The 18323-nt window shown below is 66.2% G+C and carries 21 protein-coding genes; 15 read left to right on the top strand and 6 right to left on the bottom strand.

Features of this window, described 5'->3' with window-relative positions:
- Positions 1-79: 79 nt before the first annotated feature.
- The 3 genes from pyrF to purB form a co-directional block, all read right to left on the bottom strand.
- A complete protein-coding gene (gene pyrF / locus VHO04_RS12715; RefSeq protein ID WP_329628615.1) occupies positions 80-754 on the bottom strand; it encodes an orotidine-5'-phosphate decarboxylase in 675 nt (224 codons plus the stop codon).
- A complete protein-coding gene (locus tag VHO04_RS12710; RefSeq protein ID WP_329628614.1) occupies positions 751-1095 on the bottom strand; it encodes a LapA family protein in 345 nt (114 codons plus the stop codon). The genes pyrF and VHO04_RS12710 overlap by 4 nt, the downstream gene beginning before the upstream one ends.
- Positions 1096-1324: 229 nt before the next feature.
- Positions 1325-2635, bottom strand: a complete 1311-nt coding sequence (gene purB, locus VHO04_RS12705; protein ID WP_329628613.1) for an adenylosuccinate lyase — start codon at positions 2633-2635, stop codon at positions 1325-1327.
- A 195-nt stretch (positions 2636-2830) separates the two neighbouring features.
- Here purB and VHO04_RS12700 point away from each other — a divergent pair, with 195 nt between their 5' ends.
- Both VHO04_RS12700 and VHO04_RS12695 read left to right on the top strand, forming a co-directional pair.
- Positions 2831-3100, top strand: coding sequence for a hypothetical protein (locus tag VHO04_RS12700; protein ID WP_329628612.1), 270 nt, complete (start codon positions 2831-2833; stop codon positions 3098-3100).
- Positions 3101-3115: 15 nt separating this feature from the next.
- Positions 3116-3574 carry a calcium-binding protein gene (locus VHO04_RS12695; RefSeq protein ID WP_329628611.1) on the top strand — a complete coding sequence of 153 codons (459 nt, stop codon included), beginning with the start codon at positions 3116-3118 and terminating at the stop codon, positions 3572-3574.
- A 72-nt stretch (positions 3575-3646) separates the two neighbouring features.
- On the opposite strand, the gene rnk is transcribed toward VHO04_RS12695, so the two are convergent.
- Positions 3647-4063: a nucleoside diphosphate kinase regulator gene (rnk, locus tag VHO04_RS12690; RefSeq protein WP_329628610.1), complete on the bottom strand. Its 417-nt coding sequence runs from the start codon at positions 4061-4063 to the stop codon at positions 3647-3649.
- 215 nt (positions 4064-4278) lie between these two features.
- Positions 4279-4956, bottom strand: a complete 678-nt coding sequence (gene radC / locus VHO04_RS12685) for a RadC family protein (protein WP_329628609.1) — start codon at positions 4954-4956, stop codon at positions 4279-4281.
- Positions 4957-5151: 195 nt separating this feature from the next.
- On the opposite strand from radC, the gene VHO04_RS12680 reads away from it, so the two are divergent.
- The 8 genes from VHO04_RS12680 (at position 5152) to VHO04_RS12645 (ending at position 11699) form a co-directional block, all read left to right on the top strand.
- Positions 5152-8307, top strand: coding sequence for a YdbH domain-containing protein (locus tag VHO04_RS12680; RefSeq protein WP_329628608.1), 3156 nt, complete (start codon positions 5152-5154; stop codon positions 8305-8307).
- 47 nt (positions 8308-8354) lie between these two features.
- Positions 8355-8516: a YnbE family lipoprotein gene (locus VHO04_RS12675; RefSeq protein ID WP_257550090.1), complete on the top strand. Its 162-nt coding sequence runs from the start codon at positions 8355-8357 to the stop codon at positions 8514-8516.
- Between the two features lie 10 nt (positions 8517-8526).
- Positions 8527-8928 (top strand): YdbL family protein, encoded by a 402-nt coding sequence (locus tag VHO04_RS12670; protein ID WP_297665671.1) that lies wholly within the window; start codon positions 8527-8529, stop codon positions 8926-8928.
- A 207-nt stretch (positions 8929-9135) separates the two neighbouring features.
- Positions 9136-9471 (top strand): AtpZ/AtpI family protein, encoded by a 336-nt coding sequence (locus VHO04_RS12665; protein WP_329628607.1) that lies wholly within the window; start codon positions 9136-9138, stop codon positions 9469-9471.
- A gap of 54 nt (positions 9472-9525) precedes the next feature.
- Positions 9526-10308: a F0F1 ATP synthase subunit A gene (locus tag VHO04_RS12660; RefSeq protein ID WP_297665675.1), complete on the top strand. Its 783-nt coding sequence runs from the start codon at positions 9526-9528 to the stop codon at positions 10306-10308.
- 32 nt (positions 10309-10340) lie between these two features.
- Positions 10341-10571 carry a F0F1 ATP synthase subunit C gene (locus VHO04_RS12655; RefSeq protein ID WP_067108963.1) on the top strand — a complete coding sequence of 77 codons (231 nt, stop codon included), beginning with the start codon at positions 10341-10343 and terminating at the stop codon, positions 10569-10571.
- Between the two features lie 104 nt (positions 10572-10675).
- On the top strand, positions 10676-11173 hold the full coding sequence (locus tag VHO04_RS12650) for an ATPase (protein WP_297665679.1): 498 nt from the start codon (positions 10676-10678) through the stop codon (positions 11171-11173).
- Positions 11166-11699, top strand: coding sequence for a F0F1 ATP synthase subunit B (locus VHO04_RS12645; RefSeq protein ID WP_329628606.1), 534 nt, complete (start codon positions 11166-11168; stop codon positions 11697-11699). Before VHO04_RS12650 ends, VHO04_RS12645 begins: the two co-directional genes overlap by 8 nt.
- Before the next feature lie 232 nt (positions 11700-11931).
- On the opposite strand, the gene VHO04_RS12640 is transcribed toward VHO04_RS12645, so the two are convergent.
- Complete coding sequence (locus VHO04_RS12640) at positions 11932-12651, bottom strand: SDR family oxidoreductase (RefSeq protein WP_329628605.1); 720 nt, start codon at positions 12649-12651, stop codon at positions 11932-11934.
- Positions 12652-12720: 69 nt separating this feature from the next.
- On the opposite strand from VHO04_RS12640, the gene uvrC reads away from it, so the two are divergent.
- The 5 genes from uvrC to VHO04_RS12615 all read left to right on the top strand — a co-directional run bounded on the left by uvrC (position 12721) and on the right by VHO04_RS12615 (position 18316).
- A complete protein-coding gene (gene uvrC / locus VHO04_RS12635; protein WP_329628604.1) occupies positions 12721-14655 on the top strand; it encodes an excinuclease ABC subunit UvrC in 1935 nt (644 codons plus the stop codon).
- 102 nt (positions 14656-14757) lie between these two features.
- Positions 14758-15150: a PaaI family thioesterase gene (locus tag VHO04_RS12630; protein WP_329628603.1), complete on the top strand. Its 393-nt coding sequence runs from the start codon at positions 14758-14760 to the stop codon at positions 15148-15150.
- Positions 15138-15875 carry a DNA repair protein RecO gene (gene recO / locus VHO04_RS12625; protein ID WP_329628602.1) on the top strand — a complete coding sequence of 246 codons (738 nt, stop codon included), beginning with the start codon at positions 15138-15140 and terminating at the stop codon, positions 15873-15875. Before VHO04_RS12630 ends, recO begins: the two co-directional genes overlap by 13 nt.
- 172 nt (positions 15876-16047) lie before the next feature.
- Positions 16048-17094, top strand: coding sequence for a 3-isopropylmalate dehydrogenase (gene leuB, locus VHO04_RS12620; protein ID WP_329628601.1), 1047 nt, complete (start codon positions 16048-16050; stop codon positions 17092-17094).
- A 13-nt stretch (positions 17095-17107) separates the two neighbouring features.
- On the top strand, positions 17108-18316 hold the full coding sequence (locus VHO04_RS12615; protein WP_329628600.1) for a trans-sulfuration enzyme family protein: 1209 nt from the start codon (positions 17108-17110) through the stop codon (positions 18314-18316).
- Positions 18317-18323: the final 7 nt, after the last annotated feature.

The raw sequence follows: 18323 nt of genomic DNA, 5'->3' as shown, positions 1-18323 counted from the left end.
CGTAACACAATCCCGATAGCTGGAGATTGCTTCGTCGCCTTCGGCTCCTCGCAATGACGATGGTTGAATGAACGTGTGTTTACAGCGTCGCCTCGATCTCGCGGGCGGCGAGGTCGGGGTCGGTCGACTGGCTGATCGGGCGTCCGACGACGAGGATCGAGGCGCCGTCGGTCATTGCCTGCGCCGGCGTGACGACGCGCTTCTGATCGCCCGGCTTGCCGTTCGCGGGGCGGACACCGGGGACGACGAAAAAGCCGCCGGGCCATGCCTTGCGTGCCGCTTTCACTTCCTGCCCCGAGCAGACGATGCCGTCGAGCCCCGACGCGCGCGCGAGTTCCGCGAGGCGGACGACCTGATCGTGCGGATTGCCGCCGACGCCGATGTCGCCCAGGTCGGGCGCGTCGAGGCTGGTCAGCACGGTGACGCCGATGACCTTGGTGGCGGTTCCCGCCGCCGCCTTCGCTTCCTCCATCATCGCGCGGCCGCCCGCGGTATGGATGGTCAGGATCGCGGGCTCGAGCGGGCGCAGCGCCTGAATCGCCTTGGCGACGGTGTTGGGAATGTCGTGCAGCTTGAGGTCGAGAAAAATCGGCAGGCCGAACTTCGCCATCTCGTGCACCCCATGATGGCCGTTGGCGCAGAAGAATTCGAGGCCGAGCTTCAATCCGCCGACATGATGCCGCACCTTCTGCGCCAGCGTCAGCGCGGCGTCGAGATGCGGAGTGTCGATGGCGAGATAGATGGGCGATGTCATGGCTTGTCCGTCGGGAAAAGGTCGGTGGGGGCGGGCGAAACGTCGTTCACCGGCACCGCAGCAGGCGCAGGCTCGACCGGACGATTGGCGAGCGCGCGCATGTCGGCGAGCTGTCGCTCGCTGCCGTCGAGGCGGCGCTTCAGCGACCATCGCGTCGTGCGCAGCGCCACCCACATCGGCACCGCGCCGATCAGAAAGGAGGCGAGAATGACGAGCGGCATCTTGGTTTCGGCCTCCCAGCCGGGCCAGATGGTCACCGTCACGACCCGCCAGTTCGCCATCGCGAAGATGACCAGCACGGCGGTCAGCAAGACCCAGATGATCGTCCGCAGGATTCCCACTTGGCTTGCTCCTCCGTTGGTCCGTGCTGTCAGCCTAGGCGAGTTCGGCGTGCGTTTCCAGTGGGTGGAATGCCCGGTGGTGACGCAGTTTTAAGTGTGCGGCATGATTTTGCTTTCCCCGTCACCCCGGACTTGATCCGGGGTCCCGCTTTCCGCCGTCGTTTAGCGGGACCCCGGATCAAGTCCGGGGTGACGGGGAGGACAATTGCACCCTCTCCCCCTAGCGTGTTCAACCGAACACCCGGTCGAAGATCGTGTCGACATGCTTCATATGATAGCCGAGGTCGAACAGCGCGGTCAGCTCGTCGGAGGGCAGCTTCGCGGTGACGTCGGCGTCGTTCTTGAGCAGGTCGAGCAGCGACAGCGTTCCGTCGCTTTCCCACACCTTCATCGCGTTGCGCTGAACGAGCGCATAGCTGTCCTCGCGGCTCGCGCCCGCCTGCGTCAGCGCAAGCAGCACGCGCTGCGAATGGACGAGCCCGCCCATACGGTCGAGATTCTTCTGCATCCGCTCGGGATAGACGAGCAGCTTGTCGACGACGCCGGTCAGCCGCGCGAGCGCGAAATCGAGCGTGATCGTCGCGTCGGGGCCGATGAAGCGCTCGACCGAAGAATGGCTGATGTCGCGTTCGTGCCACAGCGCGACATTCTCCAGCGCCGGTGTGACGGCGCTGCGGACCATGCGCGCGAGACCGGTCAGATTCTCGGTCAGCACCGGGTTGCGCTTGTGCGGCATCGCCGACGAGCCCTTTTGGCCGGGCGAGAAATATTCCTCGGCCTCCAGCACCTCGGTGCGCTGGAGGTGGCGGACCTCGACCGAAAGCCGCTCGATCGACGAGGCGACGACACCCAGCACCGCAAAGAACATCGCATGGCGGTCGCGCGGGATGACCTGCGTCGACACCGGCTCGACGGTCAGGCCCAGCTTCGCCGCGACATGCGCTTCGACGCGTGGGTCGATATTGGCGAAGGTGCCGACCGCGCCCGAAATCGCGCAGGTCGCGATCTCGGCGCGCGCGGCCTGAAGGCGGAGCTTGCAGCGCGAAAATTCGGCATAGGCCTCGGCCAGCTTCAATCCGAAGGTGACGGGTTCGGCATGGATGCCGTGGCTGCGGCCGATCGTCGGGGTCAGCTTATGCTCATAAGCGCGGCGCTTGATCGCCGCGAGCAGCGCGTCGAGGTCGGCGAGCAAGATGTCGGCCGCCTGGCTGAGTTGCACCGCAAGGCAGGTGTCGAGCACGTCCGAACTGGTCATGCCCTGATGCATGAAGCGCGCCTCGTCGCCGACATTCTCCGCGACCCAGGTCAGAAAGGCGATGACGTCATGCTTGGTCACCGCCTCGATCGCGTCGATCGCCGCGACGTCGATCGTGGGGCCCGTCGCCCACCAGTCCCACAGCGCCTTCGCGGCCGATTGCGGGACGACGCCCAGCTCGGCGAGCGCATCGGTCGCGTGCGCCTCGATCTCGAACCAGATGCGGAACCGATTCTCCGGTGACCAGATCGCGGTCATTTCCGGTCGGGCATAACGGGGAACCATCGGATTTCCTTTTCAATTTTGGGGCGACATCGCAGAATCCGTTCGGAAACGCGATGGGGCGCCCCCTAGCAGGGACGGGCGGTTTCGCCAATCGCCCGCCTTTCGCAACTTTCGGCAAATCGGGTGGGTTGCTTTCATGCCCCTTTGGAAAAGTCGGCAGGCCCGGATCGGTCCCGCCGCAACAGGAGTGAAGTGATGCTTAAATATGTGCTTTTGATCGGTGCCGCCGCTGTCAGCTTCCCCGCCCTTGCGCAGACGGAACCCACCAGCGATCAGCCGGCGCCGACCCAGTCGGAACCCCCGGCGGAACCGACCACGACGACCGATCCCGCCCCGGAACCCGACCAGAAAGCGGATACCGAGAAGGCGCAGCCGGCCCCCGACAGCACGACCACGCCGACGCAGGATCCGGATTCGGACAAGCAGGATGAGCCTGCCGCCGAACCCGATTCGCCGCCGCAGTAAACAGGAGATTTCATCATGCTGAAGCATATGCTTGTCATCGGCGCGGCCGCCGTAAGCATGCCCGCTTTCGCGCAGGAAACCCCGCCTGCCGATCCCGCGGCGCCTCCGCCGACCGAACAGCCGGACCCGTCGACGACCGCGCCGACCCCGGCCCCTACGCCGGAGAGCGCGCCGCCCGCCGGCGACGCCACGGCGCAGCCCGCCCCCTCGGGAACGGCCGCAACCCCGGCGCAAATCGCGCAGATCGTGAGCAGCGAGTTCGCATCCTATGACGCGGACAAGAGCAACGACCTCAACCAGGAAGAATTTGCGGCCTGGATGAAGAAGCTGCGCACGGCGACCGAGCCGTCGGTCGACCCCGAATCGGAACAGGTCAAGACCTGGGTCGGACAGGCGTGGACCGCGGCCGATGCCGACAAGTCGGGCGCGGTCAGCAAGGAAGAGCTTACCGGCTTCCTGACCCGCGGCGCCTGACAACGGGCTCGCCTTGCGAGCGAACGACGCGGCCGTCGGAGCGATCCGACGGCCGCATTCGCATGGCGCGCATCAATTGGCGATCGCCGGCTGAACGACGCCGACGACCGACAGCGTGCGTTCGTGGCCATCGCGGTCGGGCCAGCGGATCGACTGCCCCTGCCGCAATCCGATCAGGCCGGCGCCGACCGGGGTGAGGATCGAGACCCGGCCCGCCGCAATGTCCGCCTCGTGCGGATAGACGAGTTGGATCGTCCGGGTTTCGCCACTGGCCTCATCGACGAATTCGACCTGGCTCGACATGGTAACGACGTCGCGGGGCATGGTTTTCGCGCTATGGACCGTCGCGCGCCCGATTTCATCGATCAGCAGCGCGCTGACCTGCGGCATACGCTTTTCGACGCTGACGGCCAGATCCGCCAGGGCGTCGGCCTCGGTATCGATCATGTGGATGGAAGGCCGCCGGCGCGGCTTGCTTTGGGTCGTCATGGTGTGGCTTTCCGCAATGGGGAGGGGTGGGAGCGCCGCGCGCTGCACCACCCGATAAAATGGAAATTTCGCCCCGGGTCTCGGGGCGCGACGCACCGGAACCCGGGGCTATATGCCCGCGAGAAGCTGACCCCCGTGAAAACGGAATCGAAGATGGCGATGCCGATTCTGCATCCGCCGATGATGTCGCACCCGTCCCGGTAAGTAAAGCCGGATCAGATCAGGCCCATCGCGCGCAGGCTGCGATAATCGGAGCCGCCGACGATGATATGGTCGTGAAGGACGATGCCGAGCTTTCCCGCCGCCTCGGCAATGTCGCGGGTGATCGCGATGTCCTGCCGGCTCGGCTCGGCGTTTCCGCTCGGATGATTGTGGACGAGGATGATCGCCGCCGCGCCGAGTTCGAGCGCGCGCTTCACCACCTCGCGAACATAGATTGCCGACTGGTCGATCGATCCTTCGCTCGCCACCTCGTCGCGGATCAGCATGTTGCGCGAGTTGAGATAGAGGACGCGCACCCGCTCGATGTCGATTGGCCCCATGTCGGCGCGCAGCCAGTCGAGCAGCGCATCCCAACTCGACAGCAGCGGCTTGTCGCTGAGCGCGCCCTTCAGCATCCGCAGGCTGGCCGCCTGCACGATCTTCAACGCCGCGACCGCGCTGTCGCCCATGCCGTCGACGCGGCGCAGCCCATCGGGATCAGCGCTGATCAATTGCGCGAGCGAGCCGAATTCGCGGAGCAGCGCCTTCGCCAGCGGCTTGGTGTCGCGGCGCGGGATCGCGAGCGCGAGCAGATATTCGACCAGCTCGTAATCGGCCATACCCTCGGGCTCGCCGAGCAGCCGCGTTCGCAACCGCGCGCGATGTCCCGCATGATCTGGCGCCTCCCCCATCGGGCGGGCATAACCAGCTTGTGGGGCGCACTCAACGGCCATAAGGTTCCGGGCCTATGGCAACGTCCTTATTTCTGGAGCCAAATGCGCCATTTCGGCGTTATTTGCCCGAACGGGGCGCGTGAGGAACGAATATCAGCGTCATGACGTCATTGGCCGCTTTTTCCTTTCGGTTGCAATCCATGTGGTCCGCCCATGGCTGAGGCGGACGATAGCCCGCCGCCGAGGCCGCACAAGCGGACGATCCTGTTCAAGAAGCGCTGGCTGACCGCGGGCGCGGTCGTCGCGCTTGCGGGCGTGTTATGGCTCGCGCGCGAGCCGATCGCCGATCGGGTCATCCGCGACCAGCTCGACGATCGCGGCATAGCGGCACGCTATACGATCGACGCGATCGGTTTCCGGCGCGAACGATTGTCGAACCTCGTGATCGGCGACCCGGCGCGGCCCGACCTGACCGCGAAAACGGTCGAAGTCTCGCTCGGCTATGGTTTTTCGGGCCCCTATGTGGCGGGGATTCGCGCCGACGGGGTGCGGCTCTATGGCCGTTTCGTCGACGGCCAGATTTCGCTCGGCTCGCTCGACAAGTTCCGTGATCCGACCGACACGACCCCTTTCGCCTTGCCCGATCTGTTCACCGAGCTCACCGACGCGCGCGCGCGGGTCGAAACGCCATGGGGTAATATCGGCGCGGCGCTGAATGGGCGCGGCAACCTCCGCCGCGATTTCACAGGAAAGCTGGCCCTTGTCGCACCCGATCTCGCGGCGGCGGGGTGCGCGATCTCGGGTACGACCTTTTACGGCGCGGTGCGCGTGCGCGACGTGCGGCCTAGTCTGACAGGGCCTTTGCGCGCCAAGGCGCTGCGGTGCGCGGATGGCAATGTCACGGCGGTGTCACCGCAGATCGCGCTCGACCTGTCGCTATCGGAGAATTTGCAAAGCTGGAAAGGCAGCGCCGATGCCGCGCTCTCTCGGCTGGCGGCGGGATCGGTGGTGGCCGACCGGCTGGGCGTGAAAGCTGGTTTTTCGGGTACCGCCGACCGCACGAACCTCACGGTCGATGCCGACATGACGCGGCTGCACGGGAGCGGCTTTGCCGCGCAAAGCGTCACCCTCAATGCCAAGGGTATAGTCGGGCGCGCGGCGCCCGCGCTCGAAGGGCGCGTCGCTTTCGCCCATGCGAGCGGCAGCGATGCCTTGCGGCGCGCGATCGTCGATGGCGCGAAAGCTGTTGACGGCACCCCGCTCGGCCCACCCGCAAAACGCGCCGCGGCCGCGCTCGCGCACATGCTGGCCGATGTCGGCGGCACCACGCGTTTCGCGCTGGCGGGCGAGGGGCAGAGCGCGCGGATCGAATTGATCGCGCCCGCAATCGCCAGCACCAGCGGCGCGCGCATTACCGGCGACCCCGACAGCCGCATCGCCTATATCTTCGGAACACCGACACCCGCGGTCACGATGCTGGGAAGCTGGACCCTCGGCGGCGGCGACCTGCCGACGGGATCGCTGTCGCTCGATCGCCGCAGCGACGGCGTGATCAGCGGGCTCGCGCGCTTCGAGCCCTATGGCGCGGAGGGTTCGCGGCTCGCGCTCGCGCCGATCCGCTTTTCGGGCAACGGCGGCCTGCTGCGCTTTTCGACGCGCGCCGAACTGTCGGGGCCGCTCGCTGGCGGGCGCGTCGAGCGGCTGACCGTGCCGCTGAGCGGCGCGCTGTCGGCCACGGGCGCACTGGCGCTCGATGGCGGCTGCACCCGCGTCGGCGCCGAGCGGATCGCGATTTCAGGCTTCAAGCTCGGCCGCACCAGCATCGATCTGTGCAGCCGCCACGGCGCGCCGCTGCTCAGCGCCGGGCCAAACGGACTGCGCGGCGCGATCCGCATTCCGTCGCTTGCGCTGCGCGGTGCCAGCGGCGCCTCTCCTTTCGCTTTCGATGCGCGCGGCGCCGAGGTCGACCTTGCCTCGCTGCGCTGGACGGTGGCGCTCGCTGACGTCCGGCTCGGCGAGGGCGACAGCGTCACTCGCTTCGCCGCTAGTCGGATCACGGGGCGGCCTGCGGCGGGCGGCATGACCGGCGACCTCGCCGGCGCCAGCGGTAAGATCGGCGCGGTTCCGCTCAACATGAGCGAGATCGCGGGCCAATGGCGCTATGCGGGCGGCGCGCTGACGCTCGACGGCGGCCTGCTCCTGACCGATGCGGCCGCGCCCGCACGCTTCGCGCCGCTGATCAGCAAGGATGCGGGCCTGCGCTTCGCCGATGGCGCGATCGAAGCAACCGCTGGCTTCAGCGAGCGCGAGAAGGGGGTGAAGATTCTCGACACGGTGATCCGCCACCGGCTCGGCGACGGCACCGGCGGCGCCGACCTGATCGTCAAGGAAATCCGCTTCGACGACCATTTCCAGCCATCGATGCTGACCCCGCTGGCACTCGGCGTCGTCGCCAATGTCCAGGGAACGGTGGTTGGCGACGGGCGGATCGACTGGACGGCGGACGGCGTCACCAGCCGCGGCACCTTTGCGACCGCCAATACCGACCTCGCGGCCGCATTCGGCCCCGTCACCGGGCTGACCGCGACGCTGAGCTTCGACGATCTGATCGGCCTGCATTCGGCGCCGGGACAGACGGCGTCGATCAAGGAGATCAACCCCGGCATCCCCGTCGTCGACGGCACGATCGACTATCAGCTCATCGGCGGCAATCGCGTCCGCATCGAGGGCGGGCGCTGGCCCTTTGCGGGCGGCGAACTGCTGCTGCACCCCGCGACGCTCGATTTCGCCGCCGACCAGCCGCGCCGGCTCAGCTTCGATGTCGTCGGGGTCGATGCCGCCACCTTCCTCCAGCAGTTCGGCTTCGACAATATCAACGCCACCGGCAAATTCGACGGGACGCTGCCGGTCGAGTTCGACGGGCTGGGCGGCCGCGTCGGCGGCGGGCGCATCGACGCGCGCTCGGGCGGCGGTACGATCGCCTATGTCGGCGAATTGTCGAATCACAATCTCGGCACGATCGCCAATTTTGCCTTTGGTGCGCTGCGCAGCCTCAAATATGACGATCTGACGATCGTCCTGAACGGGGATCTCGACGGGGAAATGGTGACCGACATTCGTTTCGGCGGCGTGGGGCAGGGGGAGGGCGCAACGCGCAATTTCCTGACCAAACAGATCGCGAAGATCCCGCTGGTGTTCAATATAAAGGTCACCGGGCCCTTCCGCCAATTGGTGACATCGGCCAAGGGGCTGTACGACCCGTCGGTCTGGATCGAGCAGAATTTGTCGAGATTGATAGAAGAGCAGGAAGCGGCGACATCCGGCGCCTCTCCAACCGTTCAGCCCCCAGAAAGCGAGCCCGTGCGATGAAGAGCAGGACAAAGGAAGCAAGGAGGCCGGGTATCGGCGATCGGTGGATGATCATGGCGGGAGCGGCGATGCTGGGCGGCTGCGTCCAGATCGCGACCCCCGACAAGCCGATCGAGATCAACCTGAATATCAACATCAAGCAGGAAATCGTTTACAAGCTGGATGGTGATGCCAAGAAGCTCATTGAGCAGAATAGCGGCATATTCTGACGAGATAGGAATGATGATGGTGAAACAGTGGAAACCGGCGGGCTGGGCGATGGCCGCGATTGCGGCAACGGCGGCGATTGGCATGGTCGTGCCCTCGGCAATGGCGCAGCGCGATCCCGCCTATGAAGCGGCGCGCTCGGCCGGACAGATCGGCGAGGAACCCACCGGCTATCTGGGCTTCGTCTCGACCCCGACCCCGGCGGTGCGCCAGCTCGTCACCGACATCAACATCAAGCGCAAGGCTGCCTATACCAGCGGTGCACCGCAGGGCAGCACGGTCGAGCAGTTCGCTTTCGTCACCGGCTGCAACCTGATCGCGAAGACCAAGCCGGGCGAGAAATACAAGGCGCCCGACGGTCGCTGGCTGACCCGCGACGCAAGCCCGCCGGTGCGCGATACGCGCTGCCCGTAACGAGACGATCTACAAGGCGGCTTCCGGGCCGCATATGCCGCCGCGCCCCTAAACGCGGCGGCATTTTTGCGCGCCGCAGCAGAAGCATTGACTTCGCGGGGCGGCATTCCTAAACGGGCCGCGCCTTAGGGGTCTCCCGAATTTTCGGGCCTTTTTTCGCGGGCGGAATCGGAATATTCCGATTTTGTTTCAGGAGGATGGCGCAAGATGACGGAGAATGGCAGCGATCCGGAACACACTTCGGAGGATTCGCGCCTGGTCTCGCTCGAAGAGCGATTGGACCGGGCCGAAGCCGCAGAAGCGAAGCGGAGCGGGGTCAATCCACCCGAAGCCGACGCCAATTACCGGCTCGGCAACCGGGTATTGGCCGAATTGCTGGGTGGTTTGCTCGGCGGGGCGTTGATCGGATGGCTGATCGACCGTTTCGCCGATACTTCGCCTTGGGGTTTGTTGGGGATGTTGGCCCTCGGGATCATCGTCGCCTTCAGGAACATCTTTCGGATCGCCAATGCGGCCTCGCGCAGCAAAAACGGTTCGGAATAGGTCAGGTTCAGCCCGGTGGCGCAAGGCGCCGGGACGTATTTTGGAGTGACGCGCGTGTCCGCTGAGGCCGGTAAATTCGACCCGATGCACCAGTTCACCGTCGAACCGATCGCGAAACTGTTCGCGATCGACGGACGCGAGGTCTGGCTGACCACCAGCGCGGTCTGGATGGCGGCGGCGGCGATCATCCTGTGGCTGTTCATGCTCGGCGGCATGAAGCGCCAGCTCGTTCCGGGCCGCTGGCAGATGGCGGTCGAAGGCTTCACCGGATTCATCTCGTCGATGATGTCGACGAACATCGGGTCCGAAGGGCGCAAATATACGCCCTATGTCTTTTCACTCTTCATGTTCATATTGTTCTGCAACATCCTGGGAATGGTGCCTTTTGCGCTCGGTGGCCTGCATCCGCTGACGGTCACGAGCCACTTCACCATCACCGGCGTGCTCGCGGTTCTTTCCTTTGCGATCGTCCTCGTCGTCGGCTTCTGGCGCCACGGTCTGCATTTCTTCTCGCTCTTCGTCCCGCACGGCACGCCGTGGCCGATGATCCCGTTCATCGCGCCCATCGAGTTCGTGTCGTTCATGGTGCGCCCGTTCAGCCTCGGCCTGCGACTGTTCGTCGCGATGACCGCCGGGCATGTGCTGCTCGAAGTGTTCGCCAACTTCATCGTCCAGAGCTCGGGCGCCGGGGCCGCGATCGGCCTCCCGGTCGGCCTCGCCAGCATGGCGTTGATGATCGGCATCAGCGCGCTCGAACTGCTCGTCGCGGGCATCCAGGCTTATGTTTTCGCTTTGTTGACCTCGCTCTATATCAACGACGCGGTCAACCTTCACTAATCACCCCAATCTTTATCTAAGGAGTTAATTTCATGGACGCACAAGCAGCGACGCTCATCGGTGCCGGTCTCGCCGCGATCGGCGCCGGCATGGCCGCGATCGGCGTGGGCAATGTCTTCGGCAGCTTCCTGGAAAGCGCGCTGCGCAATCCGGCGGCGGCCGACGGCCAGCAGGGCCGCCTGTTCATCGGCTTCGCGGCCGCCGAACTTCTCGGCTTGCTGTCGTTCCTGATCGCCATCCTTCTCTATCTGAAGGCGGCCTGACGCCGGCGCCGCGCTGTCCGGCCTGATCGCTGGACGTGCGGCCGCGCTTGCGATGCGCTGCGTTCGACGCACGCATCGGTTCGACGTCAATCGGAAGAAAACTTATGCCACAGATCAACCAGCTGGCGGAAAACTGGTATCTCGCCTCGCAGCTCTTCTGGCTCGCGCTGATTTTCGGCGCGGTCTTCGTGGTGGTCGGTCTCGGCATGTATCCGAAGATCGAGGCCACCGTCGATGCGCGCGATCGCAAGGTCGCCGACGACCTCGCGGCCGCGAAGGCAGCCCATGCGCGTGCGGATGATCTGGAAAGCCAGTATCGCCAGCAGAACGACGCCGCGCGCGCCGGGGCGCAAAAGGCGGTGCAGGACGCGAAGGACAAGGCCGCGCGCGACGCCGAAAAGCGTCTCGCAAAGGTCGATGCCGAACTGTCCGACAAGATGACGGCGGCTGAGGCCGACGTCGCGGCGGCGCGCAAGTCGGCGATGGCGGAAATCGAATCGGTCGCGGCCGAAGCCTCGGCCGATCTGGTCGCCAAGCTGTCGGGCGTAAAAGTCGCGGCGGCGGACGCCAAGGCGGCGGTGAAGGCGGTGCTCCATGGTTGAACTGATCCTGTCCGAAGCGGCGCACGGCGCCGAGCCCGCGGGCGCGCTCTGGTCGTCGCCGAGCTGGTGGGTCGCGCTGGCGATGACGATCTTCTTCGTCGTCCTGATCTGGAAAAAGGCACCCGCCGCGATCGGCGCGATGCTTGATGGCAAGATCGCCGCGATCGCGAAGCAGCTCAGCGAAGCCGAGCAGCTTCGCCTCGACGCCGAATCGCTCAAGGCCGAATATGAAGCCAAGCTCGCCCGCGCGGCAAAGGAAGCCGACGAGCTGCGCACCCGCGCCGAAACCGAAGCCGAAGCGCTCGTCGCCAAGGCCAAGGCCGACGCCACCGCGCTGATCGCGCGCCGCAAGCAGATGGCCGAAGACCGCATCGCCGCGGCCGAAGCTCAGGCGCTGACCGAAGTCCGCACCGCGGCGACCAAGGCGGCGACCGAGGCGGCGGCAAAGCTGATCGCCGACAAGCATGACGCCAAGGCCGACAAGGCATTGGTCGACAACGCCATCGCGGCGGTCGCCAAGGGCTGAATTTTCCGGCTTCGCTGAAACAAGGCGCCCGCGGATTTCCGCGGGCGTTTTGCTGTGTGAGGGACGTGATGTCCGCTATCGGCTGATAAGCAACATTCTGCCTCTCCCCCTTCGTCATTCCCGCGAAAGCGGGAACCCAGGGCGTGCGTCGGCTAACCCCACACTGGGTTCCCGCTTTCGCGGGAATGACGAAGGTTGAGAAATACCGTTTCCTGCGTAGAGCGGCCGCCCCTCAAAACCGCAGCATCATCCGCCGCGCGAGCGCCGGCGAGATGCTGTGCACGAACTGCAACAGCTTCACCATCCCGGCATTGACCTCGCGCCGGCCAGTGCGGATGCCGTGGACGATTTCGGCGGCACAATCATGCGCGCTCATCTTCTTGCCCCCGCGGCCCGCCGTCATGCCGGTTTCGACCACCGGCGGCAGCGCTTCGATCACCCGGACATTGCTGTCCTTCAGCAGGTGCCGGATCGCCTGCGTATAGCTGCGCAGTCCCGCCTTGGTCGCGCAATAGACCGATCCGCCCGCGCGCGGCGCGATAGCAAGACCCGACGTGACATTGACGATCGCCGCTTCGGGCTGTGCGCGCAGCACCGGCAGCAACCGCGTGCAGAGCGCAATCGGCGCGTCGAGATTGGTGCGGATGCAGTGCGCGGCGCTGTCGAGCGTCTCGGGCTTGTCGAGCTCATAATCGCTGCCGACCCCGGCATTGTTGACGAGCAGCGCGAGCGGCTTGCCAGCGACGCCGTTCACGACCGCATCGACGCCTTCAGGTGTCGAAAGATCGCTCGCGATCGTCCCGAAACCCAGCCCAGCCATCGCCTGCAATTTATCTACCGAGCGCCCGGTGACGATCACCTCGGCGCCCGCGCCCTGCAATTGCAGCGCGATCTCGCGCCCGATCCCGTCGCTGCCGCCGGTGACCAGCGCCAGCTTTCCGCTTATGTCCATAGCGACCCCTCCGATGTTTTCCCGCGCGCACTATGGCGGGGCGCATCGCCTTCGCCTACATGCAAATTCATGGCTCGCCCCAACGCCCCCGACAGATTCAACGAGGAAAAAGCCACCTATGTCGTCCGCGGCGAAGGCGAGGGCGCCGACAAGCCCGACCTCGAACGCGGCGCCGAGGCGATTCGCAGCGTCGTGCGCAAATTGCCGGTGCGCCCCGGCGTCTATCGGATGCTCGATGCGCGCGGCGACGTGCTTTATGTGGGCAAGGCGCGCGCGCTCAAGAACCGCGTCACCAATTACACGCAAGTCGCGCGGCTGCCGCAGCGGCTCCAGCGGATGGTCGCACAGACGCGCGCGATGGAGATCGTCACCACGACGAGCGAGGCCGAGGCGCTGCTGCTCGAGGCGCAGCTCATCAAGCGCTACCGCCCGCCGTACAACGTCCTGCTGCGCGACGATAAGAGCTTTCCCTTCATCCTGCTCCGCATGGACCATGATTTCCCGCGCGTGCAGAAGCATCGCGGCGCGCGGCGCGCGAAGGGACGCTATTACGGACCGTTCGCGAGCGCGGGGTCGGTGCATCGCACGCTCAACGCGCTGCAGAAAACCTTCCTGCTGCGCAGCTGCACCGACAGTTTCTTCGCCAACCGCTCGCGGCCGTGCCTGCTCTACCAGATCCGCCGCTGCTCGGCACCGTGCGTCGACCGCATCGGCAAGGCGGATTATGCCGCGCTGGTCAGCGACGCGCAGGATTTCCTCGAGGGCCGCTCGACCGCCGTCCAGAAACGCCTTGGCGATGCGATGACCAAGGCGGCCGAGGCGATGGATTTCGAGCAGGCCGCGGTGCTGCGCGACCGGCTGAAGGCGCTGACCTTCATCCAGGGAAGCCAGTCGGTCCACGCCGACGGGCTCGGCGATGCCGACGTCTTCGCGCTGGCCGCGAAGGGCGGGCAGCTCTGCATCGCGGGCTTCTTCATCCGCGGTGGGCAAAATTGGGGGCATCGCAGCTTCTTCCCCGCGCACGTCGCCGGCGTGCCCGAGGAGGAGGTGATGGCGAGCTTTCTCATGCAATTCTACGAAGGCGTGCCGCCGCCGAAACTGATCCTCGTCGACGGCGAGCCCGACGAAAGCGCGCTGCTCGCCGAGGCGCTGGGCGAGACGGCGGGGCGCAAGGTCGAGATCAGCGTGCCGCAGCGCGGCAACCGCAGGCGCCTGCTCGAGCAAGCGGTGCGCAACGCCGGAGAAGAACTCGACCGGCGGCTCGCCGAGAGCAGCAGCCAGGCGAAGCTGGGCCGCGAACTGGCCGATCTGTTCGATCTGGAGGACGTGCCGCAGCGCATCGAAATCTACGACAACAGCCATATTCAGGGCACCAACGCGCTCGGCGCGATGGTCGTCGCGGGCCCGGAGGGCTGGATCAAGGGCGCCTATCGCAAGTTCAACATCAAGCGTGCCGAGACGCAGCCCGGCGACGATTTCGCGATGATGCGCGAGGTGTTCCAGCGCCGCTTCGCGCGCGCGCTGGAAGAAGACCCGGAGCGGACGAAGGGCGAATGGCCCGATCTCGTGCTGATCGACGGCGGCAAGGGGCAGGTGTCGGCGGTCTCGGCGGTGTTCGCCGAACTCGGCATCGACGATCTGCCCTATGTCGGGGTCGCGAAAGGGCCGGACCGTAACGCGGGGCGCGAGACCTTCTACTTGCCCGACGGCCGCGAATTCACCCTGCCGACGAACAATGCCGTGCTCTTCTACATCCAGCGGCTGCGCGACGAGGCACACCGCTTCGCGATCGGTGCGCATCGGCAGAAGCGCGCGAAGGCAATGGGAAGCTCGCCGCTCGACGAGGTGCCGGGGATCGGCCCGGCGCGCAAGAAGGCGCTGCTGATGCATTTCGGCACCGCCCGCGCGATCCGCGGCGCGAGCCTGGAGGATTTGAAGAAGGCGCCCGGCGTCAGCGCGGGGGTCGCGCAGGCGGTGTATGATTTCTACAATCCGGGGGGCTAACCGTTCGTCATCCCGGCGAAGGCCGGGATCTCGCCGGTGCGTCATGGCGATAGGATGAGACCCCGGCCTTCGCCGGGGTGACGGAACAGAAGGAGAGGATAGATGGATTTCACCGCGATGATGCCGCTGGCCGGAACATTGGGCGTCACCATCCACGAAGGCAGCAAGGATCGCGTCGCGGGCAAGCTCCCGGTGCGTCCCGACATCTGCACCGCAGGCAACATCGTCCACGGTGGCGCGATCATGGCCTTTGCCGATTGCCTCGGCGCGGTCGGCGCCTTTTTGACGCTGCCCGAGGGCGCGAGCGGCACGACGACGATCGAGAGCAAGACCAATTTTCTCGGCGGCGGTCCGGTCGGATCGGTACTCGTCGGCGAAGCGACGCCGGTCAAGACCGGCAAAAGGCTGTCGGTGTGGCAGACGCGCATCCGCACCGAGGAAGGCGCCGAGGTCGCGCTGGTGACGCAGACGCAGATGGTGCTTTGGCCGTCCTGACCGCCGAGGCGATCGTCTGCGCGGTGCGGGCGCATGGCGAGCATGGCGCGATCCTGCGCGCGCTGACGCAGCAGGCGGGGCTCGTTGCGGGCTATGTGCGCGGCGGCCGCTCGCGGCGGTTGCGGCCGATCCTGGTGCCGGGCAATGCCATCGCGCTCGAACTGCGCGCGCGCACCGAAGATCAACTCGGCAGCGCGACGGCTGAGCTGCTCACGAGCCGCGCACCCTTGCTCGCCGAACCGCTGGCGGCGGCGGCGATCGACTGGGTAACCGGCCTGACCGCCGCGACGCTGCCCGAAGGCCAGCCCTATCCCGCGCTTTACGTGGCGCTGGCCGCCGTCCTCGACGCGATCGGGGTGGCGCCCTCGGCGCGGCAGTGGGCGGCAGCGCACGCGCGTTACGAACTGCTGCTGCTTGCCGAACTGGGTTTCGGGCTGAATCTCGAGGAATGCGTCGCGACGGGTTCGGCGGACAATCTCGCCTTCGTCAGCCCGCGATCGGGGGGAGCGGTCAGTATCGGGGCAGCCGCGGGCTATGAAGAGCGATTGTTTCGCCTGCCGCCCTTCCTGCGCGGCCACGATAGCAATCCCTCGACGGAAGACGTCCTCGACGCGCTGGCGATCACCGGCCACTTTCTCGACCGCGACGTCCTCGACGGGCGAAACCGCGACTTGCTCACCGTAAGGGAAAGATTGGTCAGCCGACTGGGCAGGGCGGTTGCGTGACTCGCGGCCGCTGTCTAGAGCGGCAGCGTCTTTGGGTATCAAGTCCCGTGCTCCCGCGAAGGCGGGAGCCCATCTCCGGTGGGCTCTGTCTGGAACCGGCAGATGATGGGTCCCCGCCTTCGCGGGGACACGGTGTTTTGGATGCTCCTGCTGCTTTCGGAAGGGCGAAATATTGAAAATCCTGCTGCTCGCTGGCGACGGTATCGGTCCTGAGATCATGGCGGAGGCGGAGAAGGTGCTTGCGGCGCTGGCGCTGCCCGTCACGCTCGACCGCGCGCTGGTCGGCGGGGCGGCTTATGAAGCGACCGGCCACCCGCTCCCGCCCGAAACGCTCGCCAAGGCCAAGGCCGCCGATGCCATTCTGTTCGGCGCGGTCGGCGATCCGCGTTTCGACAGCGTCGAGCGCCATCTGCGTCCCGAACAGGCGATTCTTGGCTTGCGCTCCGAACTCGGCCTGTTCGCCAATCTGCGCCCAGCCAAGCTGTTCGCGGGGCTGGAGGACAGCTCCGCACTGCGCCCCGAGGTCGCGTCGGCGATCGACCTGCTGATCGTCCGCGAACTCAACGGCGACGTCTATTTCGGCGAAAAGGGCACCCGCACTACCGCGACCGGCGAGCGCGAGGGCTATGACGTCATGGCCTATAGCGAAAGCGAAGTGCGGCGCATCGCCCACGTCGCCTTCCGCGCCGCACAGGGCCGCCAGAAGCGCCTGTGCTCGGTCGACAAGGCCAATGTCCTCGAAACCTCGCAGCTCTGGCGCGACGTGGTGGTCGAGGTCGCGGCCGACTATCCCGATGTCGCGCTGTCGCACATGTATGTCGACAATGCCGCGATGCAGCTTGTGCGCAACCCCGGCCAGTTCGACGTCGTCGTCACCGGCAATTTGTTCGGCGACATCCTCTCCGATCAGGCGTCTATGTGCGTCGGCTCGATCGGCCTGCTCGCTTCGGCGTCGCTGAGCGATGGCAAGCTGGGGCTTTACGAGCCGATCCATGGCAGCGCGCCCGATATCGCGGGCAAGGGCATCGCCAACCCGCTCGCGATGATCCTGTCGCTCGCGATGCTGCTCCGCCATTCGGGTGACGACGAAGCAAGCGCGGCGCGGATCGAGGCGGCGGTCGCGAAAATACTGGCGGACGGTGCGCGCGGCGCCGATCTTGGCGGGACGATGAGCACGACGGCGCTCGGCGACGCGGTCGTCGCGGCTTTGAACGACTAGAGCGGACAGGCATATGAAGAAGAAAACGGGTTTCGATCGCGACACGACGCGGGGCTGGCACCCCGCGACGCAGGCGGTGCGCGGCGGCACCTGGCGCAGCGAGCATGGCGAGACGTCCGAAGCGCTCTTTCTGACCTCGGGCTACACCTATGAGAGCGCCGAGGAAGTCGCGGCGCGCTTCTCCGGCGACGAACAGGGCATGACCTATTCGCGCCTCCAGAACCCGACCGTCGCGATGCTCGAAGAGCGGATCGCGCTGCTGGAAGGGGCGGAGGCATGCCGCGTCCAGGCGACCGGCATGGCGGCGATGACGACTGCGCTGCTGTGCCAGCTTTCGGCGGGCGACCATATCGTCGCGGCGAAGGCCGCCTTCGGCTCGTGCCGCTGGCTGGTCGACAGCCTGTGTCCGCGCTTCGGGATCGAGACCACCGTCGTCGACGGCCGCGACAACGACGCCTGGGAAAAGGCCATCAAGTCAAATACGAAAGTCTTCTTCTTCGAAACGCCTGCGAACCCGACGATGGACATCGTCGACATGAAGCATGTCTGCGGCCTTGCCCGGGCGCACGGCATCACCAGCGTCGTCGACAACGCCTTCGCGACCGCGGTCCTTCAGCGCCCGATGGATTTCGGCGCCGACGTCGTCGCATATTCGGCGACCAAGCTGATGGAAGGGCAGGGCCGTGTGCTCGCCGGCGCGGTCTGCGGAACCGAAAAATTCATCAACGACGTGCTGCTGCCGTTCCAGCGCAACACCGGGCCGAACCTGTCGCCGTTCAACGCCTGGGTGGTGCTCAAGGGCCTCGAAACGCTCGACCTGCGCGCGCGACGTCAGTCGGAGAATGCGCTGGCGGTCGGCAAGGCGATCGAGGGGCGCGTCGCCCGCATCCTTCATCCGGGGTTGGCGAGTCACCCGCAGCACAATCTGGCGATGAGCCAGATGGACGATTGCGGCCCGATCTTCGCCTTCGTCCTCGATGGCGGCGCGGCGCAGGCGATGGCGTTCCTGAACGCGCTCGAACTCGTCGACATCAGCAACAATATCGGCGACGCGCGCAGCCTCTGCTGCCACCCCTGGACGACCACCCATTACGGGGTCAGCCCCGAGGCGCGGCTCGACATGGGGGTCGAGGAAGGGATGTTGCGCATCAACATCGGGCTTGAGGATCCGCGCGACGTGATCGCCGATCTGGACCAGGCATTGACCCGCGTCGGGCTTTGAGCGACGC

Source organism: Sphingopyxis sp. (genome assembly GCF_036261875.1).
In the GTDB taxonomy this organism is placed as follows: domain Bacteria; phylum Pseudomonadota; class Alphaproteobacteria; order Sphingomonadales; family Sphingomonadaceae; genus Sphingopyxis.
The sequence above is the reverse complement of the archived record's forward strand: the minus strand, read 5'-3'. Positions and strand labels throughout refer to the sequence as shown.

Bases quoted from the DNA above. Each gene is read 5' to 3' on its own strand.
- VHO04_RS12650 (WP_297665679.1), top strand. From the start codon at position 10,676: ATGCCACAGATCAACCAGCTGGCGGAAAACTGGTATCTCGCCTCGCAG.
- radC (WP_329628609.1), bottom strand. From the start codon at position 4,956: ATGGGGGAGGCGCCAGATCATGCGGGACATCGCGCGCGGTTGCGAACG.
- purB (WP_329628613.1), bottom strand. From the start codon at position 2,635: ATGGTTCCCCGTTATGCCCGACCGGAAATGACCGCGATCTGGTCACCG.
- VHO04_RS12615 (WP_329628600.1), top strand. From the start codon at position 17,108: ATGAAGAAGAAAACGGGTTTCGATCGCGACACGACGCGGGGCTGGCAC.
- VHO04_RS12665 (WP_329628607.1), top strand. From the start codon at position 9,136: ATGACGGAGAATGGCAGCGATCCGGAACACACTTCGGAGGATTCGCGC.
- VHO04_RS12655 (WP_067108963.1), top strand. From the start codon at position 10,341: ATGGACGCACAAGCAGCGACGCTCATCGGTGCCGGTCTCGCCGCGATC.
- VHO04_RS12700 (WP_329628612.1), top strand. From the start codon at position 2,831: ATGCTTAAATATGTGCTTTTGATCGGTGCCGCCGCTGTCAGCTTCCCC.
- VHO04_RS12645 (WP_329628606.1), top strand. From the start codon at position 11,166: ATGGTTGAACTGATCCTGTCCGAAGCGGCGCACGGCGCCGAGCCCGCG.
- VHO04_RS12695 (WP_329628611.1), top strand. From the start codon at position 3,116: ATGCTGAAGCATATGCTTGTCATCGGCGCGGCCGCCGTAAGCATGCCC.
- rnk (WP_329628610.1), bottom strand. From the start codon at position 4,063: ATGACGACCCAAAGCAAGCCGCGCCGGCGGCCTTCCATCCACATGATC.
- uvrC (WP_329628604.1), top strand. From the start codon at position 12,721: ATGGCTCGCCCCAACGCCCCCGACAGATTCAACGAGGAAAAAGCCACC.
- VHO04_RS12675 (WP_257550090.1), top strand. From the start codon at position 8,355: ATGATCATGGCGGGAGCGGCGATGCTGGGCGGCTGCGTCCAGATCGCG.
- VHO04_RS12670 (WP_297665671.1), top strand. From the start codon at position 8,527: ATGATGATGGTGAAACAGTGGAAACCGGCGGGCTGGGCGATGGCCGCG.
- VHO04_RS12630 (WP_329628603.1), top strand. From the start codon at position 14,758: ATGGATTTCACCGCGATGATGCCGCTGGCCGGAACATTGGGCGTCACC.
- VHO04_RS12640 (WP_329628605.1), bottom strand. From the start codon at position 12,651: ATGGACATAAGCGGAAAGCTGGCGCTGGTCACCGGCGGCAGCGACGGG.
- pyrF (WP_329628615.1), bottom strand. From the start codon at position 754: ATGACATCGCCCATCTATCTCGCCATCGACACTCCGCATCTCGACGCC.
- VHO04_RS12680 (WP_329628608.1), top strand. From the start codon at position 5,152: ATGGCTGAGGCGGACGATAGCCCGCCGCCGAGGCCGCACAAGCGGACG.